The sequence below is a fragment of the Mycobacterium alsense genome (genome assembly GCF_002086635.1).
GTDB classification, from domain to species: domain Bacteria; phylum Actinomycetota; class Actinomycetes; order Mycobacteriales; family Mycobacteriaceae; genus Mycobacterium; species Mycobacterium alsense.
This window is the reverse complement of the sequence record NZ_MVHD01000033.1, coordinates 18,992-36,461: the sequence shown is the minus strand read 5'-3', so window position 1 is coordinate 36,461 and position 17,470 is coordinate 18,992. Positions and strand designations below refer to the sequence as shown.

18 protein-coding genes are annotated in these 17,470 nt (G+C 70.4%); 13 read left to right on the top strand and 5 right to left on the bottom strand.

From position 1 onward, the window contains the following. Window positions 1-3: 3 nt before the first annotated feature. A complete protein-coding gene (locus BST11_RS17730; protein ID WP_083139239.1) occupies window positions 4-447 on the bottom strand; it encodes a nuclear transport factor 2 family protein in 444 nt (147 codons plus the stop codon). A 61-nt stretch (window positions 448-508) separates the two neighbouring features. Between BST11_RS17730 and BST11_RS17725 the strand changes: the two genes are divergently transcribed. Continuing rightward, the gene (locus BST11_RS17725) at window positions 509-1,423 is read left to right on the top strand and encodes an SDR family NAD(P)-dependent oxidoreductase (RefSeq protein ID WP_083139221.1); all 915 of its coding nucleotides are present in this window, start codon (window positions 509-511) and stop codon (window positions 1,421-1,423) included. 2 nt (window positions 1,424-1,425) lie between these two features. Continuing rightward, window positions 1,426-2,247, top strand: a complete 822-nt coding sequence (locus BST11_RS17720; protein ID WP_083139220.1) for a mycofactocin-coupled SDR family oxidoreductase — start codon at window positions 1,426-1,428, stop codon at window positions 2,245-2,247. Window positions 2,248-2,259: 12 nt separating this feature from the next. Here BST11_RS17720 and rpmB read toward each other — a convergent pair whose 3' ends face one another. Then, complete coding sequence (gene rpmB / locus BST11_RS17715) at window positions 2,260-2,454, bottom strand: 50S ribosomal protein L28 (protein ID WP_067319654.1); 195 nt, start codon at window positions 2,452-2,454, stop codon at window positions 2,260-2,262. A gap of 271 nt (window positions 2,455-2,725) precedes the next feature. Between rpmB and BST11_RS17710 the strand changes: the two genes are divergently transcribed. Genes BST11_RS17710 through BST11_RS17700 form a run of 3 tightly spaced genes read left to right on the top strand, consistent with a single transcriptional unit; the run spans window position 2,726 to window position 7,349 of the window. After that, window positions 2,726-4,420: a DAK2 domain-containing protein gene (locus BST11_RS17710; protein ID WP_169834926.1), complete on the top strand. Its 1,695-nt coding sequence runs from the start codon at window positions 2,726-2,728 to the stop codon at window positions 4,418-4,420. Window positions 4,421-4,422: 2 nt separating this feature from the next. Then, complete coding sequence (recG, locus tag BST11_RS17705) at window positions 4,423-6,642, top strand: ATP-dependent DNA helicase RecG (protein ID WP_083139218.1); 2,220 nt, start codon at window positions 4,423-4,425, stop codon at window positions 6,640-6,642. Next, entirely contained in the window at window positions 6,639-7,349 is a 711-nt protein-coding gene (locus tag BST11_RS17700; RefSeq protein ID WP_083139217.1) for an HNH endonuclease family protein, read from the top strand. The genes recG and BST11_RS17700 overlap by 4 nt, the downstream gene beginning before the upstream one ends. A 41-nt stretch (window positions 7,350-7,390) precedes the next feature. On the opposite strand, the gene BST11_RS17695 is transcribed toward BST11_RS17700, so the two are convergent. Both BST11_RS17695 and BST11_RS17690 read right to left on the bottom strand, forming a co-directional pair. Next, window positions 7,391-8,455 carry a YVTN family beta-propeller repeat protein gene (locus tag BST11_RS17695; protein ID WP_158086798.1) on the bottom strand — a complete coding sequence of 355 codons (1,065 nt, stop codon included), beginning with the start codon at window positions 8,453-8,455 and terminating at the stop codon, window positions 7,391-7,393. A gap of 399 nt (window positions 8,456-8,854) precedes the next feature. Beyond that, entirely contained in the window at window positions 8,855-9,712 is an 858-nt protein-coding gene (locus BST11_RS17690) for an aldo/keto reductase (RefSeq protein ID WP_083139215.1), read from the bottom strand. 311 nt (window positions 9,713-10,023) lie between these two features. Here BST11_RS17690 and BST11_RS17685 point away from each other — a divergent pair, with 311 nt between their 5' ends. From BST11_RS17685 to coaD, 5 genes are all read left to right on the top strand, one after another. Then, complete coding sequence (locus tag BST11_RS17685; protein WP_083139214.1) at window positions 10,024-11,181, top strand: alpha/beta hydrolase; 1,158 nt, start codon at window positions 10,024-10,026, stop codon at window positions 11,179-11,181. A gap of 117 nt (window positions 11,182-11,298) precedes the next feature. Beyond that, window positions 11,299-12,060, top strand: a complete 762-nt coding sequence (locus BST11_RS17680; protein ID WP_083139213.1) for a DsbA family protein — start codon at window positions 11,299-11,301, stop codon at window positions 12,058-12,060. Next, complete coding sequence (locus BST11_RS17675; protein WP_083139212.1) at window positions 12,060-12,692, top strand: vitamin K epoxide reductase family protein; 633 nt, start codon at window positions 12,060-12,062, stop codon at window positions 12,690-12,692. Before BST11_RS17680 ends, BST11_RS17675 begins: the two co-directional genes overlap by 1 nt. A gap of 10 nt (window positions 12,693-12,702) precedes the next feature. After that, window positions 12,703-13,257, top strand: coding sequence for a 16S rRNA (guanine(966)-N(2))-methyltransferase RsmD (rsmD, locus tag BST11_RS17670; RefSeq protein WP_083139211.1), 555 nt, complete (start codon window positions 12,703-12,705; stop codon window positions 13,255-13,257). 23 nt (window positions 13,258-13,280) lie between these two features. After that, window positions 13,281-13,760 carry a pantetheine-phosphate adenylyltransferase gene (gene coaD, locus BST11_RS17665; protein ID WP_083139210.1) on the top strand — a complete coding sequence of 160 codons (480 nt, stop codon included), beginning with the start codon at window positions 13,281-13,283 and terminating at the stop codon, window positions 13,758-13,760. Between the two features lie 102 nt (window positions 13,761-13,862). Here coaD and BST11_RS17660 read toward each other — a convergent pair whose 3' ends face one another. Next, a complete protein-coding gene (locus BST11_RS17660) occupies window positions 13,863-15,035 on the bottom strand; it encodes a permease (RefSeq protein ID WP_142276415.1) in 1,173 nt (390 codons plus the stop codon). A 329-nt stretch (window positions 15,036-15,364) separates the two neighbouring features. Here BST11_RS17660 and sepIVA point away from each other — a divergent pair, with 329 nt between their 5' ends. The 3 genes from sepIVA to rnc are packed head-to-tail and all read left to right on the top strand — an operon-like array spanning window position 15,365 to window position 17,467. After that, window positions 15,365-16,102, top strand: a complete 738-nt coding sequence (gene sepIVA / locus BST11_RS17655) for a cell division protein SepIVA (RefSeq protein ID WP_067320808.1) — start codon at window positions 15,365-15,367, stop codon at window positions 16,100-16,102. Between the two features lie 58 nt (window positions 16,103-16,160). Further along, the gene (locus BST11_RS17650) at window positions 16,161-16,757 is read left to right on the top strand and encodes a YceD family protein (RefSeq protein WP_211284732.1); all 597 of its coding nucleotides are present in this window, start codon (window positions 16,161-16,163) and stop codon (window positions 16,755-16,757) included. After that, window positions 16,754-17,467 carry a ribonuclease III gene (gene rnc / locus BST11_RS17645; protein ID WP_083139208.1) on the top strand — a complete coding sequence of 238 codons (714 nt, stop codon included), beginning with the start codon at window positions 16,754-16,756 and terminating at the stop codon, window positions 17,465-17,467. Before BST11_RS17650 ends, rnc begins: the two co-directional genes overlap by 4 nt. The last annotated feature ends 3 nt before the right edge of the window (window positions 17,468-17,470 follow it).

The following is a 17,470-nucleotide window of genomic DNA, read 5'->3' as shown; positions in this document are numbered from 1 at the left end:
GCGTCAGAACTTCAGGTGGTGGCTGACGTCGCCGACCTGGTCGACGAACATGGTGCGGCTGTCGAAGCGCCAGGCGCCGTCGAGCCGGTGGAAGGTGTCCTTGTAATGCCCGGTCACGATCACCTGCAGCGGCAGCTCGTCGGTGGCCTGGGTGACGCAGTAGTACGACGTGCTGCGCGCGGTCCCCGCCGCCTCGTCGATGTGCAGCTGCACGTTGGACGTGTTGTGCTTGGTCTTCGGGGTGCCGTCGGCGTAGATGCGGGTGGCCATCTCGTACATCTCCCGCACCCGGGCGGCGCCCTCGAACACCGTCTCCGGCGGTCCGTCCTCCACCCCGCAGATGCGGCCGTGCTCGAAGAGCTGCGCCACCGCGTCCAGGTCGCCGACGTCCAGCAGCTCCGCGTAGCGGTAGATCAGGTTGGTGATTTCCGTTGCGCTGTCGGCCATGTCGATCATGTTGGCAGACCGCCGCCAATTTACATAGAACCGTTCACTATTCTTAGTCGCCGTGACGTTACCGTGGACGCCGGCCCGGCTCGGCAACCTGACCGGCAAGCGCGTCGTCGTGACCGGAGCGACCAACGGCGTCGGGCTGGGCACCGCCCGCGCGCTCGCCAAGGCCGGCGCCGAGGTGATCCTGGCCGTGCGCAACACCGAACTCGGCGAGCGGCGCGCCGCCGAAATCTCCGCCCTGGGCGGCCCCACCCCATCGGTGGTCAGGCTCGACCTCGCCGACCTGTCGTCGGTGCGCGCCTTCCCGGGCCTGATCGACGGCTTGGGCCACGGGCAAATCGACATCCTGGTCAACAACGCCGGCACCCTCACCGACCGCCGCACCGACACCGTCGACGGCTTCGAGGCGACCCTGGGCACCAACCTGCTCGGACCGTTCGCGCTGACCAACCTCCTGCTGCCCCGGGTGCGCTCGCAGGTCATCAACGTCGGTTCGGACGCCCACCGGTCGGCCACGCTGCGGCTCGACGACCTACACCTGCGCCACCACAAGTGGACGCGGCTGAACGCCTACGCGCAGTCGAAGCTCGCGGTCATGCTGTGGGGCCTGGAGCTCGATCGCCGGCTGCGGGCCGCCGGATCCGCCGTCGTCACCCACCTCACCCACCCGGGCTGGGTGGCCTCCAACCTGTCGCAGATCGGCGACTCCCGGCTGATGGCGCTGGCGCACCGGGGCGTCAAGGCGGTGGCCGACCGGTTCGGCAACGACATCGACCAGGGCGCCGCGCCCACCCTGTACTGCATCAGCGAACCGATACCGCCGGGCAGCTACGTCGGGGTCAGCGGGCGCTTCGGCCTGCGCGGCGGCCCGGTGCTGATCGGGCGGTCGGCGGTCGCGTGCGACTACGCCGCCGCGGCGCGCCTCGTGGCCTTCGCCGAGCGCGAAACCGGCACCGGGCTGGCGGTGTAGCCATGGGTGAACTCGACGACCAGGTCGCCGTCATCACCGGCGCGGCGCGCGGGCAGGGCCGCAGCCACGCCGTCGCCTTCGCCGAACAGGGCGCCGCCGTCATCGCGGTCGACATCTGCGCCGACGTCGACGCGATCCCGTACTCGCTGGGCACCAGGGCCGACCTCGACGAGACCGTCCGGCTGGTCCGCGCCGCCGGCGGTAGGGCCGTTCCCGTCGTCGCCGACGTGCGCGACCTGGCGCAGCTGCGGGACGGGGTGCGGGAGGGGATCGACGAGCTGGGCGACATCGACATCGTCGTCGCCAACGCCGGGGTGGTGGCCATCGGCGACCCCGACGCCGCGTCCGAACCGGTCTTCAACGCGATCGTCGACACCAACCTCAAGGGCGTGTGGCACACGATGCTGGCCACCGTGGGATCCATCGTGCGCAAGGGCCGGGGCGGTTCGATGGTCCTGGTCAGTTCGTCGCAGGGGCTGACCGGCCGGGGCGGCGACGGCAGCGCCGCGATGTTCGCCTACGCAGCGTCCAAACACGGCGTGGTGGGGCTGATGCGCTCGGCGGCCAACGCCTATGCGCCGCACAAGATCCGGGTCAACTCGGTCAACCCCAGCGGGGTGGCGACGCCGATGATCCTCAACGACTTCGTGGTGAACCGGATGACCGAGAACCCGAACCCGGCCGTTTCGCAGATGCTGCTGCCCGGGGTGCCGCTGGTGGAGGCGCAGGACGTCACCGAGGCGGTGCTGTGGCTGGCCGGGCCGCGATCGCGCTACGTGACGGGCGTGTCGATACCGGTCGACGCCGGTCACGTCGTGATGTAGGAGGCCGGCGGGCTAGCCCCGGACGACCTTGCCGGCCTTGATGCAGGACGTGCAGACGTTCAGCCGCTTCTTGTTGCCGCCGGGACGGGCGACGACGTGCACGGTCTGGATGTTGGGGTTCCACCGGCGGCTGGTGCGGCGGTGGGAGTGCGACACCGACTTGCCGAAGCCGGGGCCTTTCCCGCAGATATCGCACACAGCGGCCATGGTTCAAACTCCTCAAATGTTCGGGGGTCCGGCACACAGGATGGACCTGGCGACTCGGGCCCGCCCAGGATACCGACTGACGTGGGCGATCACCAAAACGATCAACACCCCCGAGGCAGCTTAGGCCCGGCGCTGTCGCCCCGGGTGGCTAGGCTCGATGGGCCGGTTCATCCAGGCCAGCGGGCCCTCGGCCGCGGCTGGCCGCCGGGCGCCGGGTCGCGGGCTACGCTGGCGCCCACCGGGGGCCGGCGTTGGGAGGCTTTCAGGAGAGGTGGGTCGCTTGGGCACGTCGGAGGGCACCGCTCGGGCGTCGCAGGATGCCCTGCTCGACGCCGTCGCGCTGCGCAACTGGGCGCATACCTGTGTCAGCGACCTGATCACCCACATCGACGAGATCAACCGGCTCAACGTCTTCCCCGTCGCCGACTCCGACACCGGCGCCAACATGCTGTTCACCATGCGTTCGGCGCTGGCGGAGGCCAACGTCGGAGCGGGCGCCGGCGCGGACGGCGGCGCCGGGTGCGTGGCCCGGGTGGCGGCGGCCCTGTCGGCCGGCGCGCTCAACGGGGCCCGCGGCAACTCCGGCGTGATCCTGTCGCAGATCCTGCGCGGGGTCGCCGACGTCACCGCGGCGGCGGCGGCCGACGCCGGCGGCGAGCTGGCGCACCTGGACGCCGCCCTGCTCGGGGCGGCGCTGCGGCGCGCCGTCGAGCTGGCCATCGCGTCGATGGGCGGCGACGAGGTCCCCGGGACCATCGTGTCGGTGTTGCGCGCCGCCGCCGGCGCCGTCGAGGAGTGCGCCGGCGAGGGGCTGGCCGCGGCGGTCACCGCGGCCGGCGACGCGGCGGTGGTCGCGCTGGAAAAGACCCCCGAGCAGCTCGACGTGCTCGCCGACGCCGGCGCCGTGGACGCCGGCGGGCGCGGCCTGCTGGTGTTGCTGGACGCGCTGCGCCACACCGTCACCGGGCAGGCGCCCCCGCGCCCCGTGTACGAGCTGTCGCCGCGCGCGGCGCAGCCCGAGGCGGGCGCCGCGCAGCCGGCGCCGCAGTTCGAGGTGATGTACCGCCTGGACGGCTGCGATGCGCCGGCCGCGGGCGCGCTGCGCGACCGGCTGCGGGAGCTGGGCGATTCGGTGGGCATCGCGCCGTCGACGGCCGGGGGCACCTATTCCGTGCACGTGCACACCGACGACGCCGGGGCCGCCGTCGAGGCCGGACTGGCCGCGGGGCGGCTCAGCCGCATCGTCATCTCGGCGCTGAGCGCCGGTGCCGGGCTGCCCGCGGGCGGCTGGACGCGGGAACGCGCGGTGCTGGCCGTCGTCGACGGCGACGGCGCCGCGGAGCTGTTCGCCGCGGAGGGCGCCTGCGTGCTGCGGCCCGATGCCGAGGCGGACATCACCGCCCACCGGCTGATGCGGGCCGTCGTCGACACCGGCGCGGCCCAGGTGATGCTGCTGCCCAACGGCTATGTCGCCGCCGAGGAGCTGGTGGCCGGCTGCACCGCGGCCATCGGCTGGGGGATCGACGTGGTGCCGATACCGACCGGCTCGATGGTGCAGGGCCTGGCCGCGCTGGCCGTGCACGAGAACGACAGGCAGGCGGTCGACGACGGCTACACCATGGCCCGCGCCGCCGGCGCGGCGCGGCACGGCTCGGTGCGCATCGCGACCCAGAGCGCGTTGACCTGGGCCGGTCACTGCGGGCCGGGCGACGGCCTGGGCATCGCGGGGGACGAGGTGCTGATCGTGGCCCCCGACGCGGCCGGCGCGGCGATCGGCCTGCTCGACCTGCTGCTGGCGTCCGGCGGCGACCTGGTGACCGTGCTGATCGGGGCCGGCATCGACGATGGGGCGACCGCGGTGGGGGACCTGCTGCAGAACCACGTGCACGACCACCATCCCGGCACCGAGCTGATGACCTACCGCACCGGCCACCGCGGTGACGTCCTGCTGATCGGGGTCGAGTAGCCGTGGCGTCGCTGTCCGACCGGCTGGACTTCCTCGTCGGCGCCAAGGCCGCGCAGCCCCTCGAGGAGGTGTTCGGCATCCGGACCGTCGACGACCTGCTGCGCCATTACCCCCGCAGCTACACCGAGGGCGCGGCCCGCTGGGGCGCGGGGGACGAGCGGCCGGAAGAGGGTCAGCACATCACCATCGTCGACACGATCACCGCCACCGAGACGTTTCCGATGAAGAAGGATCGGAGGCGGATGTGTCACCGCATCACCGTCGGCACCGGCCGCGGCAAGGTGACCGCCACGTTCTTCAACGCCAACTACCTCAAGCAGGATCTGGTCAAGCACGCGAAGGTGATGCTGTCGGGGGAGATCGGGTATTTCCGGGGCGCCATGCAGCTGACCCATCCCGCTTTTCTCATCCTCGAGTCACCGGGTGGCAAGAGCTACGGCACCCGGTCGCTGAAGAAGATCGCCGTCGCCTCGCACGCCGCCAGCGGCGAAGACATCGCGGACGCCTACCAGCGCCACTTCTTCCCGATCTATCCGGCCAGCGCCAAGCTGCAGAGCTGGGACATCTACGCCTGCGTGCGCCAGGTGCTCGACCTGCTCGACCCGGTGCCCGATCCGCTGCCCCCAGAACTGCTGGAGCGGCTCGGCCTGATCCCCGAGGACGAGGCCCTGCGCGCGATCCATACCTCCGAGGACGAGCGCCAACGGCAAAGGGCCCGTGAACGGGTGACGTTCGACGAGGCCGTCGGGCTGCAGTGGGCGCTGGTGGCCCGCCGCCACGGAGAGCTGTCCGAGTCGGGGCCGCCGGCGCCCTCGCGGTCGGACGGACTGAAAGCGGAGTTGTTGCGGCGGTTGCCCTTCGAGCTGACGGGGGGACAGCGCGAGGTGCTCGACGTGCTTGCCGACGATTTGGCGGCGACGCGCCCGATGAACCGCCTGCTGCAGGGTGAGGTCGGCTCCGGCAAGACGATCCTCGCGGTGCTGGCGATGCTGCAGATGGTCGACGCGGGCTACCAGTGCGCGTTGCTCGCCCCAACGGAAGTGCTTGCGGCGCAACACCTCCGCTCGATCCGCGACGTTCTCGGCGAGCTGGCGATGGCGGGCCAGCTGGGCGGGGCCGACAACGCGACCCGGGTGGCGCTGCTTACCGGCTCCATGACGGCCACGCACAAGAGGCACGTCCGCGACGAGGTCGCCGGCGGTCAGGCCGGCATCGTCGTCGGCACCCACGCGCTGCTGCAGGACGCGGTGGACTTCCACAACCTGGGCATGGTGGTGGTGGACGAACAGCACCGGTTCGGGGTCGAACAGCGAGACCAATTGCGCGCCAAGGCCCGTGCCGGCATCACGCCGCACCTGCTGGTGATGACCGCGACGCCGATTCCGCGCACCGTCGCGTTGACCTTCTACGGCGACCTGGAGACCTCGACGCTGCGCGAACTCCCGCGCGGACGCCGGCCGATCGCCACCAACGTCATCTTCGTCGGCGACAAACCCGCCTGGCTCGATCGTGCCTGGCATCGCATCATCGAGGAGGTCTCCGCGGGCCGCCAGGCTTACGTGGTGGCGCCCCGGATCGACGAGGCCGACGACGCCGAAAAGAGCGAGGAGGGCCGCCGGCCTTCGGCGACGGCGGTGGGACTCTTCGACCGATTGCGCTCCCGGGAGCTGGCGGACCTCCGGCTTGGCCTGATGCACGGCCGCTTGTCGGCCGACGAGAAGGACGCCGCGATGGCCGCCTTTCGCGCGGGCGAGATCGATGTGCTGGTGTGCACCACGGTCATCGAGGTCGGGGTCGACGTCCCCAACGCCACGGTGATGCTGGTGATGGACGCCGACCGGTTCGGGATCAGCCAGCTGCATCAGCTGCGCGGGCGCATCGGCCGCGGCGAGCACCCGAGCCTGTGCCTGCTGGCCAGCTGGGTGCCCCCGGAGTCGCAAGCCGGGGCGCGGCTGCGCGCCGTCGCCGGGACCATGGACGGGTTCGCCCTCGCCGACCTGGACCTCAAGGAGCGTCGCGAAGGAGACGTGTTGGGCCGCAACCAATCCGGCCGGGCGGTGACCCTGCGGCTGCTGTCGCTGGCAGAGCACGGAACCTACATCGAAACCGCCCGCGAGTTCTGCGTCCACACCTACGAGCGGGATCCGTCGAACCCCGAAATGGCGGTGCTGGCGGCGCGTTTCACCGACACCGACCGCATCGAATACATCGACAAGGCATGAATCGCAAACTGCTGCTGTGGTTGACGGCGGCCGCGGTGCTCGCGGTGCTCGTCGCCTACCAGACGCTGGGATCGACGGCGGCCAGGCGCGCCGAGGTCGCCGCGCGCGCCGACGTGCCCACGGTGCAGCCCGGCATCGACGTCCTCGGGGGCGTGCCTGTGCTGCCCGAACGCCGGCACCGCTACGACTACCGCCGCCCGGCGTTCGGCGACGCCTGGGACGACGACAACGACGCCCCGCTCGGCCACAACGGGTGCGACACCCGCGACGACATCCTCGACCGCGACCTCGTCGACAAAACCTACGTGTGGACCAAGCGGTGCCCGGACGCGGTGGCCACCGGCACCCTGCACGACCCGTACACCAACGCCACCATCGCGTTTCAGCGCGGCGCCAAGGTCGGCGAGGCGGTGCAGATCGACCACATCGTGCCGCTGGCCTACGCCTGGGACATGGGCGCCTACGATTGGCCGTTCCCCGAGCGGCGGCGTTTCGCCAACGATCCGGCCAACCTGCTGGCCGTCGAGGGGCGGGCCAACCAAGACAAAGGGGACTCGCCCCCGGGCCGGTGGATGCCGCCCAACGCTGCGTTCGCGTGCCAGTACGCGATGCAGTTCATCGCCGTGCTGCGCGGCTACCAGCTGCCGGTGGATGCGGCGTCGGCGGGCGCGCTGCGGCAGGCCGCGGCCACCTGCCCGGCGGGCTGAGCCCGTGACCGGCCGCCGCGCCCAGGCACCGACGCCAACCACTATCGAGATTCGATCACCGACACCGTGCTGGTCAGGGTGTTGGCGACGTAGACGGTGTGGGTGCCCGGATCCACCGCGACCCGGTTCGGCTGCCCGCCGACGGGCACGGTGGCGGTGACGGTGCGCGTCGACCCGTCGATCACCGACACGGTGTTGTCGCCGTCGTTGGTGACGTAGACAGTGTGGGTACCGGGATCCACCGCGACCGCTTGCGGGTACTTGCCGACGGGCACGGTGGCGCTCACGGTGCGCGTCGAGGCGTCGATCACCGACACGGTGTTGTCGCCGAAGTTGGTGACGTAGACGGTGTGGCTGCCCGGATCCAGCGCCATCGAGAACGGGTGCTTGCCGACGGGCACGGTGGCGGTCACGGTGTGCGTCGAGGCGTCGATCACCGAGACCGTGCCGTCCCTCTCGACCTGCCCGTCCGGACGCAACGGGCCGGTGTTGGTGACGAAGGCGGTGTGGGTGCCCGGGTCCACCGCGACCTCATCCGGGTGCTTGCCGACGGGCACGGTGGCGGTCACGATGTGCGTCGAGGCGTCGATCACCGAGACCGTGCCGTCCTCCTCGACCTGCCCGTCCGGGCCCACCGTGCCGAGGTTGGTGACGTAGACGGTGTGGGTGCCCGGGTCCACCGCCACCCCGTCCGGGTTCTTGCCGACGGGCACGGTGGCGGTCACGGTTTGCGTCGACCCGTCGATCACCGACACCGAGTTGTGCACGCCGCCGTTGGCGACGTAGACGGTGTGGCTGCCCGGATCCACCGCCATCCAGTATGGCTTGGCGACGCTCACGGTGGCGGTCACGGTGTGCGTCGAGGCGTCGATCACCGAGACCGTGCCGTCCCCCACGTTCATGACGTAGAGGGTGTGGCTGCCCGGATCCACCACCATCCAGCGCGGGTCCTTGCCGACGGGCACGGTGGCGGTCACAGTGTGCGTCGACCCGTTGATCACCGACACCGAGTCGTCCACGGCGACGTAGACGGCGTGGCTGCCCGGATCCACCGCCACCACCGACAGGGCCTTGGCCACCTCCGACGGGTCGTTGGCGAAGGGCACGGTGGCGGTAACCCTGTAGGTCGGGCCAGTCGAGGGCGCGGGCGCGCGGGAACTCGTGGCCGTGCCCGATCCTCCGGACGAACCCCGGCATCCAGACAGAGACACGGCCAACACGACGGCACCGATGGCCGCCAGCACGCCGGTGTTAACCAGTACCGGCAAGAGCCGCCGGCGTTCTCGGGGTGGTTGAGCATCGCCGCCGGCGGTCATATGCGCTCTCCCGGTCGTCTTTTGTTGTGTTGTAGTGTGCGCCCGACGCCCAGCCGCCATGTGCGAGTTCGTCGATTTCGTTTGTCGTCGAGCGCGTGCGGCCACGGGCTCAGCATGGCGGCCGCAGTTCGCCCAACCTCGGAATGTGGCGCACGTTGGTTGTCAACCGATCGTCGACGTCGCCGACCGTCACGAACCTTCGTAGGAATCCGGGTCCGGGCGCAGCCGGGTGCCGTCGTTGAGGCCGTTGATCGCGTCCATGTGCTCGCCGGCCAATTCGAAATCGAAGATGTCCAGATTGCCGGCGATGTGCTCGGCCTTGCTGGACCGGAAGATGACCGAGTTGCCCAGCTGCACGTTCCACCGCAGCAGCACCTGCGCGGGCGTCTTGCCGTATTCGGCGGCGACGGAGGTCACCGTCGGGTTGTCCATCAGCTTGCCGAGCACCAGCGGCGTGTAGGACTGCGTGACGACGTTGTGCTCCGCGTTGGCCTTGCGCAGATCCGCCTGGTTGAGCAGCGGATGCAGCTCGATCTGGTTGACCACGGGGGTGACGAAGGTCAGGTCGATGACCGTCGACAGGTGGTCGTCGGTGAAGTTGGACACGCCGATCGAGCGGGCGTGGCCCTCGCCGCGGGATTGGATCATGCCGCCGAACGCGTCGACGTACTTGCCCTGCCCCGGGGCCGGCCAGTGAATCAGGTAGAGGTCGACGTAGTCGAGGCCGAGGCGCTCCAAGCTCTCGGTGCAGGCCGCCTGCGCCCTGCTGAAGCCGTGGTCCTCGGTGGCCAGCTTGGTGGTGACGAACAGCTCCGCGCGGGGAATCCCGGACGCGGCGATGGCGCGCCCGACGGCCGCCTCGTTGCCGTAGGCCGCGGCGGTGTCGATGAGGCGGCAGCCGATCTCCAGCGCGGCCGACACGGCGTGTTCGGCCTCGCCCTCCGACAGGTCGGCGACCCCCACGCCGAGCACCGGCATGGTGTTTTCGTCGTTGAGAGCTACGGACGGGATGGCCGAGGATCCTGCCGAGCCCGACTCGCCAGTCATGTCATTCACCTGCCTGTGCAATTGAGGGTTCACGCATGTGGGCCAGTTGCTCGCGATCCGTAACGGGGTGCCACCGACTCGGGGAACGATATTACCCAGCACGATGTGCCTGGTAGCCAACACCCGTGTGCGCGTCGCGCGTCCCGCCCGGGACACGTCGCGGGTTGGCCGACGACGTAGAGTTGGTCCAGCCGCGCGTCGGCCGATCCTCTCCGGGCCCGCGAAAAACCGCGCCGAATGCGGGTATCCGGTTGTCGCCGCCCACCGTGGCCGCGGTTTTTCAGGGGAACAGCAGGGGAGCAGGAGCAGCGATGACCAGAAGCCTGCCGGGCGTAGTGGACCTCGATCTCGTGACCAAGCGCGCGCCGGCGCGGTGGGCCAGCCGCGTGCAGGGCGCGGTCACCAGCGTCGGCGTGAAGGTCATCCCGTGGATCCCGGCGGTGGCGAGGCGGCTGCTGTTCCGCGGTCGTTCGGTCATCATCGACGGCAACACCCTCGATCCCACGCTGCAGCTGATGCTGTCGGGCCTGCACGCCGTCGGCATCGACGGGCTGGTCGTCGACGACGACGCGGCCGCCTCCCGCGCCCAGCTGCGCGAGACGGTGGTCAACCTGCCCGGCCCGCAGATTCACGTCGAGGTCGACGAGCTCTCGTTGCCGGGACCGGCGGGCGCGATCGCGGCGCGGCACTATCGTCCCGCCAACGAGGGCGCGCCCGCGCCCCTGCTGGTCTTCTACCACGGCGGTGGCTGGTCGATCGGCGACCTGGACACCTACGACGCGGTGTGCCGGTTGACGTGCCGCGACGCCGGGATCCACGTGCTGTCGATCGACTACCGGCTGGCCCCCGAGCATCCCGCCCCGGCCGGCATCGAGGACGCGTACGCGGCCTTCACCTGGGCCTGCGAGCACGCCGCGGAGCTCGGCGCGGCCCCCGGGCGGGTCGCGGTCGGCGGCGACAGCGCGGGCGGCAACCTGGCCGCCGTCGTGTCCCAGCTCGCGCGCGACAAGGCCCGAGAGGCCCGAGAGGCCCGAGAGGCCCGAGAGGGTGGACCCGTTCCCGTCCTGCAGTGGTTGATCTATCCGCGCACCGACTTCACCGCGCGAACCCGGTCGCTGAGCCTGTTCGCCCGCGGCTTCCTGCTGACCAAGCGGGACATGGACTGGTTCGAGTCCCAGTACCTGCGGGGGTCGGGGATCGACCCGACGGACCCGCGGGTGTCGCCGCTGCTGGCCGAGTCCCTGGCGGGGCTGGCGCCCGCGCTGATCGCGGTCGGCGGCTTCGACCCGTTGCGCGACGAAGGCGAGGCCTACGCGGCCGCGCTGCGGGCCGCCGACACCCCGGTGGACCTGCGCTACATGGGTTCGCTGACCCACGGGTTCTTCAACCTGTTCCCCCTGGGCGGCGACAGCGCGGTCGCGACCAGCGAATTGATCTCGGCCCTGCGCGCGCACCTGAGTCGCGCCTGAGTCGCCGGACGGATCGCCGGTACTCTAGAGGCGCCTCGCCAGCCGGCGTCCCAGGCGCCCGCTAAAGACCACCGTCCGACCGCCGGACCAGCCAGCACCCGAAGGATCAGCGAACCCGTGGCCGACAAACCCAAACCCCCGCGATTCGACGTGAAGTCCGCCACCGGCAAATCCGGCCGGCTCGTCCAGATCGGCGGCACCGCCTTCATCGTGATCTTCGCGGTCGCGCTCGTCTTCTACATCGTGACGTCGCACCACAAGAAGGGCGGCGCCACCGGCGAGGGCGACACCGTGCGGGTGGCCTCGAGCAAGGTGGTCACCCAGCCGGGCACGAACACCCCCAAGGCCGTGGTGACGATCTACGAGGACTTCCTGTGCCCGGCGTGCGGCATTTTCGAGCGCTCCTTCGGCCCGACGATTTCCAAGCTCGTCGACATCGGCGCGATCGCGGCGGACTACTCGATGGTGTCGATCCTCGACAGCCAGCGCAGCCAGAACTACTCGTCGCGGGCGGGCGCGGCGGCGCTGTGCGTCGCCGACGAATCCGTCGACGCGTTCCGCCGTTTCCACAACCATTTGTTCGACAACGGCATCCAGCCCGACGAGCGCGGCACCAGCTTCCCCGACAACGCGCGCCTGATCGAGCTCGCCCGCCAGGCCGGCGTCGTGGGCAAGGTCCCCGACTGCATCAACAGCGGTAAGTACATTTCCAAGGTCACCGGCGAGGCCGCCGCGGCGAAGATCACCGGGACCCCGACGGTCAAGATCAACGGCGAGGATTACGAACAGTCGACCCCCCAGGCCCTGGTGGACAAGATCAAGTCCATCGTCGGCGAGGTGCCGGGCATCGACAACGCCGTCGTCGCTCCCGCGGCCTGATGACCACGCCGGTGTCCGCACCAGCCGGCGACCTGACACCGGATTCGCCCGCCGTGGCGCGGGTGCCGGCGCCCAGCGCGTGGTGGGTGCTGATCGCCGGCGTGATCGGCCTGGTCGCGTCGACCACCCTGACGGTGGAAAAGATCGAGATCCTGCTCAACCCGTCCTACGTGCCGTCGTGCAACATCAACCCGATCGTGTCGTGCGGCTCGGTGATGGTCACGCCGCAGGCGTCGCTGCTGGGATTCCCCAACCCGCTGCTCGGCCTGGTCGCCTTCACCGTGGTGATCGTCACCGGTGTGCTGGCGTTGGCGAATGTGGCTCTGCCCCAATGGTATTGGGCCGGGCTGACGGGCGGGGTGCTGATCGGTGCGGTGTTCGTGCACTGGCTGATCTTTCAGAGCCTGTATCGCATCGGGGCGTTGTGCCCGTACTGCATGGTGGTCTGGGCGGTCACCATCTCGCTGCTGGTGGTGGTCGCCTCGATCGCGCTCCGGCCGGCGCTGCACCGCCGCGGCGGCGCGGGGTGGGTGCTGTACCAGTGGCGGTGGTCGATCGCCGCGCTGTGGTTCACGGCGGTGTTCCTGCTGATCATGGCGCGGTTCTGGGACTACTGGTCGACGCTGTTGTGAACGCGCGCGCGTGACCCGGATCATCGGCGGCGTCGCCGGGGGCCGGCGCATCGAAGTCCCGCCGAAGGGAACCAGGCCGACCACCGATCGCGTGCGCGAGTCGCTGTTCAACATCGTCACCGCGCGGCGCGACCTGACCGGCCTGGCGGTGCTCGACCTGTACGCGGGCTCGGGCGCGTTGGGCCTGGAGGCGCTCTCGCGGGGGGCGGCCTCGGCGATCTTCGTCGAGTCCGATCCGCGCAGCGCGGCGGTCATTGCGCGCAACATCGAGGCGCTGGGCCTGCCCGGCGCGAGCCTGCGCCGCGGCGCGGTGGCGACGGTGCTCGCGGCCGGGGCGGCGCGCCCGGTGGACCTGGTGCTGGCCGACCCGCCCTACGACGTCGACGCCGCGGAGGTCGGCGCCGCGCTGGCCGCCCTGGGCGCGCACGGCTGGGTGCGCGGGGGAACCCTGGTGGTCGTCGAGCGCGCGGCCGGTGGCACCCCGCTGACCTGGCAAGAGGGCTGGGCGCCGTGGCCCGAGCGGGTTTACGGCGACACCCGGTTGGAGCTGGCCGAGCGGCTCTGATCGGCCGTGTACCGTCATCCGTTATGGCCGGCGCGGTGTGTCCGGGGTCGTTCGACCCGGTGACGTTGGGCCACATCGACGTCTTCGAACGCGCCTCGGCCCAGTTCGACGAGGTGGTGGTCGCGATCCTGACCAACCCCGCCAAAAAGGGCATGTTCGACCTCGACGAGCGCATCGCCATGATCGAGGAGTCGACGACGCACCTGCCCAACCTGCGGGTGGAGACCGGCCAGGGTCTGGTGGTCGACTTCGTCCGGTCCCGGGGGATGACCGCCATCGTCAAGGGCCTGCGCACCGGCACCGACTTCGAATACGAGCTGCAGATGGCGCAGATGAACAAGCACATCGCGGGCGTCGACACCTTCTTCGTGGCGACCGCGCCGCGGTATTCGTTCGTGTCGTCGTCGCTGGCCAAGGAGGTCGCGATGTTCGGCGGCGACGTCTCGGAGTTGCTGCCCGAACCGGTGAATCGCCGATTGCGCGGGAAGCTGTCCGAGGATTAGCCGCACCGGGCGTCGGTCGCTGGTGCGGGTCGGCCCGTCAGGCAGCCGAAACCATCTTCACCGTCGCCGTGAGCCGGGCGCCGGTGCGCCCCTAGTAGGCCGCTAGTGGCTTCGGTGATCGTGCTCCGGCGCGGCGTCGGGTGAGCCGCCCATCATGCGCGCCATGGCAATTCCGCCCGAAGTGACGAACCGGACGATCAGTGCCGCCGCGACGGCGAGGAACGCGATGTTGAGCCAGGTGGTGTAGTTCCACGAGATCGCGGCGTGCATGACGGTGGCGTCGCGCTGCTTGGGAATGAGTCCCGTTGTGCCGAAGAGCAATTCGATCAGGTAGCCGGCGGCGACCATGGCGGCGTAGAAGGTGCCCAGCAGCGTGAGCATCATCCGGGTGCCGTAGTACTTCCGGTAGATGTTCAGGATCGGCAGGATCAACAGGTCGGCATAGATGAAGGCGATCACACCGCCGAAGCTGATGCCCCCGTTCCACAGCACCGCGGCGAGCGGGACGTTGCCGATCGAGCAGACGAACGAGGCGATCGCCACGACCGGTCCCACGATCGGGCCCCACACCGCCGCCCAGCCGGGGTGATCGGCCAAAAAGAAGCTCTGCCAGAACTTTTCGGGCACCCACGCGGCGATGGCGCCGGCGATCAACAGCCCCAGGACCAGGTCTCGCAGGATCGCCAACCACTCCATGACGAAAACGTGCGACACCGACGTCAGGCCCTGCCGGGACAGTAGCCGCCGCCAGAACGAGCCGTCGCCTTGGATGGACATGTCCATGGCGGCGTGGCCCTCCATCGAGCCGGCGATTCCGCGTTCCGCCTGTTCGCGGGCGGCGTCGACGAGCTTGGAGCGCACGAACAGCCGGAACAACACGGCGAGCGCCACGATCATCAACGGGCCGCCGACGAATTCCGCGGCCGTGAATTGCCAGCCCATCAGCAGGGCCAGGATGATGCCCAACTCCACCACGAGATTGGTCGAGCCGATCTCGAACGCCATCGCCGCGGTGAAGTTCGCGCCCTTGCGGAACAGCGATCGGGCCAGGGCCACCGCGGCGTAGGAGCACGACGACGACGCCGCCCCCAGCCCGGCCGACACCGCCAGCGTGCGCGGCCGGTCGTCGCCCATCAGCGACACGATCGTCGAGCGCCGCACCACCGCCTGCACCACCGCCGACAGGGCGAAACCCAGGATGAGCGCCCACAGGATCTCCCACGTCATCGACCCCGCCAGCCCCAAGGCATGACCGATTGCCGCCAGCACCCTCACCGAAATCCTCCGCCGTTCGTGCGTCGACTAGCGCGATTCGGCGATTATCGCCCAAGGTGCGGGCCGATTTCGCGGCGTGGGCGGCGGGTGACCCTAGAATGGCGGCACAAGCGGTGCGGGGGCCGGCAAAATATGGACACCAACGACCCCGCGCGGCCACGCGCCCGCGGCAACAGCGTGAACGGGCGAATTCATGGATCTGACTCCCGACATGCGGATTTGTCGGGCAAATGCCCGACACACCGGCGTCGCCACCGTTGTCACAGGGATAACAGCAGGCACACTGGTAACAACAGGGTTTTCTTGCAGGACGCCAGGAGGGTGTGGCCGTGTACCGAGTGTTTGAAGCGCTGGACGAATTGGGCGCCATCGTCGAAGAGGCGCGCGGCGTGCCGATGACGGCCGGCTGTGTCGTGCCCCGAGGTGACGTGCTGGAACTGATCGACGACATCAAGGACGCGATCCCCGGCGAGCTGGACGACGCGCAGGACGTCCTGGACGCCCGCGACTCGATGCTGCAGGAGGCCAAGACTCACGCCGAGTCCATGGTGTCCTCGGCGACCACCGAGGCGGAGTCGATGCTCAACCACGCCCGCGCCGAGGCGGACCGGCTGTTGTCCGACGCGAAAGCGCAGGCCGACCGGATGGTGAGCGAGGCCCGCCAGCACAGCGAGCGGATGGTCGGGGAGGCCCGCGAGGAGTCGATCCGCATCGCCACCGCGGCCAAGCGCGAGTACGAGGCCAGCGTCGGCCGCGCCCAGGCCGAGGCCGACCGGCTGATCGAGAACGGCAACCTGTCCTACGAGAAGGCCGTGCAGGAGGGCATCAAGGAGCAGCAGCGCCTGGTGTCGCAGAACAGCGTGGTGGAGGCGGCCAACGCCGAGGCCACCCGCCTGATCGACTCGGCGCACGCCGAGGCCGACCGGCTGCGCGGCGAGTGCGACATCTACGTCGACAACAAGCTCGCCGAGTTCGAGGAGTTCCTCAACGGCACGCTGCGGTCCGTGGGGCGCGGTCGCCACCAGCTGCGCACCGCCGCGGGGACGCACGACTACGCGACGCGTTAGCCACTAGAGGCCGGTCAGCGCCCTGGCAATATGGCTCGTGCGCCGTAGGATTCCTTCTATGACGCGGCAGCACAGCAGCACGGCGCAGCGCCATTCCACCTCGCCGATGAGGGTCGACATCACCCGGCTGGGGCGACGCCCCGGCGCGATGGTCACGCTGCGCGACACCGTCCCCAGCCCGTCGCGCATCGGGCTGGACATGATCGCGATCGACCGGGGCGCCCCGCTGGAACTGGACCTGCGCGTGGAGTCGGTGTCCGAGGGGGTGTTGGTGAGCGGGACGGTCGCCGCGCCCACGGTCGGCGAATGTTCCCGTTGTCTCACCCCGGTCACCGGGCGCGTGCAGGTCGGGCTGACCGAGCTGTTCGCCTATCCGAACAGCACGACGGAGGCGACCACCGAAGAGGACGAGGTGGGCCACATCGTCGACGACACCGTCGACCTGGAGCAGCCCGTCATCGACGCCGTCGTGCTCGAGCTGCCGTTCTCGCCGGTGTGCCGGCCGGACTGCCCGGGGTTGTGCCCCGAATGCGGTGTCGCGCTGGCCGCCGAGCCCGGCCATCGCCACGACCGCATCGACCCGCGGTGGGCCAAGCTGGCGGGGATGTTGCCGACCGATCCGCCCGGGGGGGACACCTCGGGGGAGGAGTCGTGACGTCGAGGCAAGCCCTGCTGGACGCGCTCGGCGTCGACCTGCCCGAGGAGTTGCTGTCGCTGGCGTTGACCCATCGCAGCTACGCCTACGAGCACGGCGGTCTGCCCACCAACGAGCGCCTGGAGTTCCTCGGCGACGCGGTTTTGGGCCTGACCGTCACCGACGAGCTCTACCACCGCCACCCCGACCGGTCCGAGGGTGACCTGGCCAAGCTGCGGGCCAGCGTGGTCAACACCCAGGCCCTGGCCGACGTCGCGCGCAACCTGACCGACGAGGGGCTGGGCGTTCACCTGCTGCTGGGCCGCGGCGAGGCCAACACCGGCGGGGCCGACAAGTCGAGCATCCTGGCCGACGGGATGGAGTCGCTGCTCGGCGCCATCTACCTGCAGCACGGCATCGGCACCGCGCGGGAGGTGATCCTGCGGCTGTTCGGCGCGCTGCTGGACGCCGCGCCCACGCTGGGGGCCGGGCTCGACTGGAAGACCAGCCTGCAGGAGCTGACCGCGGCGCGGGGCATGGGCGCCCCGTCCTACGTCGTCACCTCCACCGGCCCCGACCACGACAAGGAATTCACCGCGGTCGTCGTCTTGGCGGATACCGAATACGGGTCGGGTGTGGGCCGCTCCAAGAAGGAGGCCGAGCAGAAGGCCGCGGCCGCGACCTGGAAGGTGCTCGAGGCGCTGGACACCGCGGGGCAGACGTCCGCGTAGCTC

What these genes read in the sequence shown, in the direction of transcription:
- BST11_RS17720 (WP_083139220.1), top strand. Translation starts at nt 1,426, where the DNA reads ATGGGTGAACTCGACGACCAGGTCGCCGTCATCACCGGCGCGGCGCGC.
- BST11_RS17675 (WP_083139212.1), top strand. Translation starts at nt 12,060, where the DNA reads ATGACCACGCCGGTGTCCGCACCAGCCGGCGACCTGACACCGGATTCG.
- BST11_RS17685 (WP_083139214.1), top strand. Translation starts at nt 10,024, where the DNA reads ATGACCAGAAGCCTGCCGGGCGTAGTGGACCTCGATCTCGTGACCAAG.
- BST11_RS17690 (WP_083139215.1), bottom strand. Translation starts at nt 9,712, where the DNA reads ATGACTGGCGAGTCGGGCTCGGCAGGATCCTCGGCCATCCCGTCCGTA.
- coaD (WP_083139210.1), top strand. Translation starts at nt 13,281, where the DNA reads ATGGCCGGCGCGGTGTGTCCGGGGTCGTTCGACCCGGTGACGTTGGGC.
- rpmB (WP_067319654.1), bottom strand. Translation starts at nt 2,454, where the DNA reads ATGGCCGCTGTGTGCGATATCTGCGGGAAAGGCCCCGGCTTCGGCAAG.
- BST11_RS17700 (WP_083139217.1), top strand. Translation starts at nt 6,639, where the DNA reads ATGAATCGCAAACTGCTGCTGTGGTTGACGGCGGCCGCGGTGCTCGCG.
- BST11_RS17730 (WP_083139239.1), bottom strand. Translation starts at nt 447, where the DNA reads ATGGCCGACAGCGCAACGGAAATCACCAACCTGATCTACCGCTACGCG.
- BST11_RS17650 (WP_211284732.1), top strand. Translation starts at nt 16,161, where the DNA reads ATGACGCGGCAGCACAGCAGCACGGCGCAGCGCCATTCCACCTCGCCG.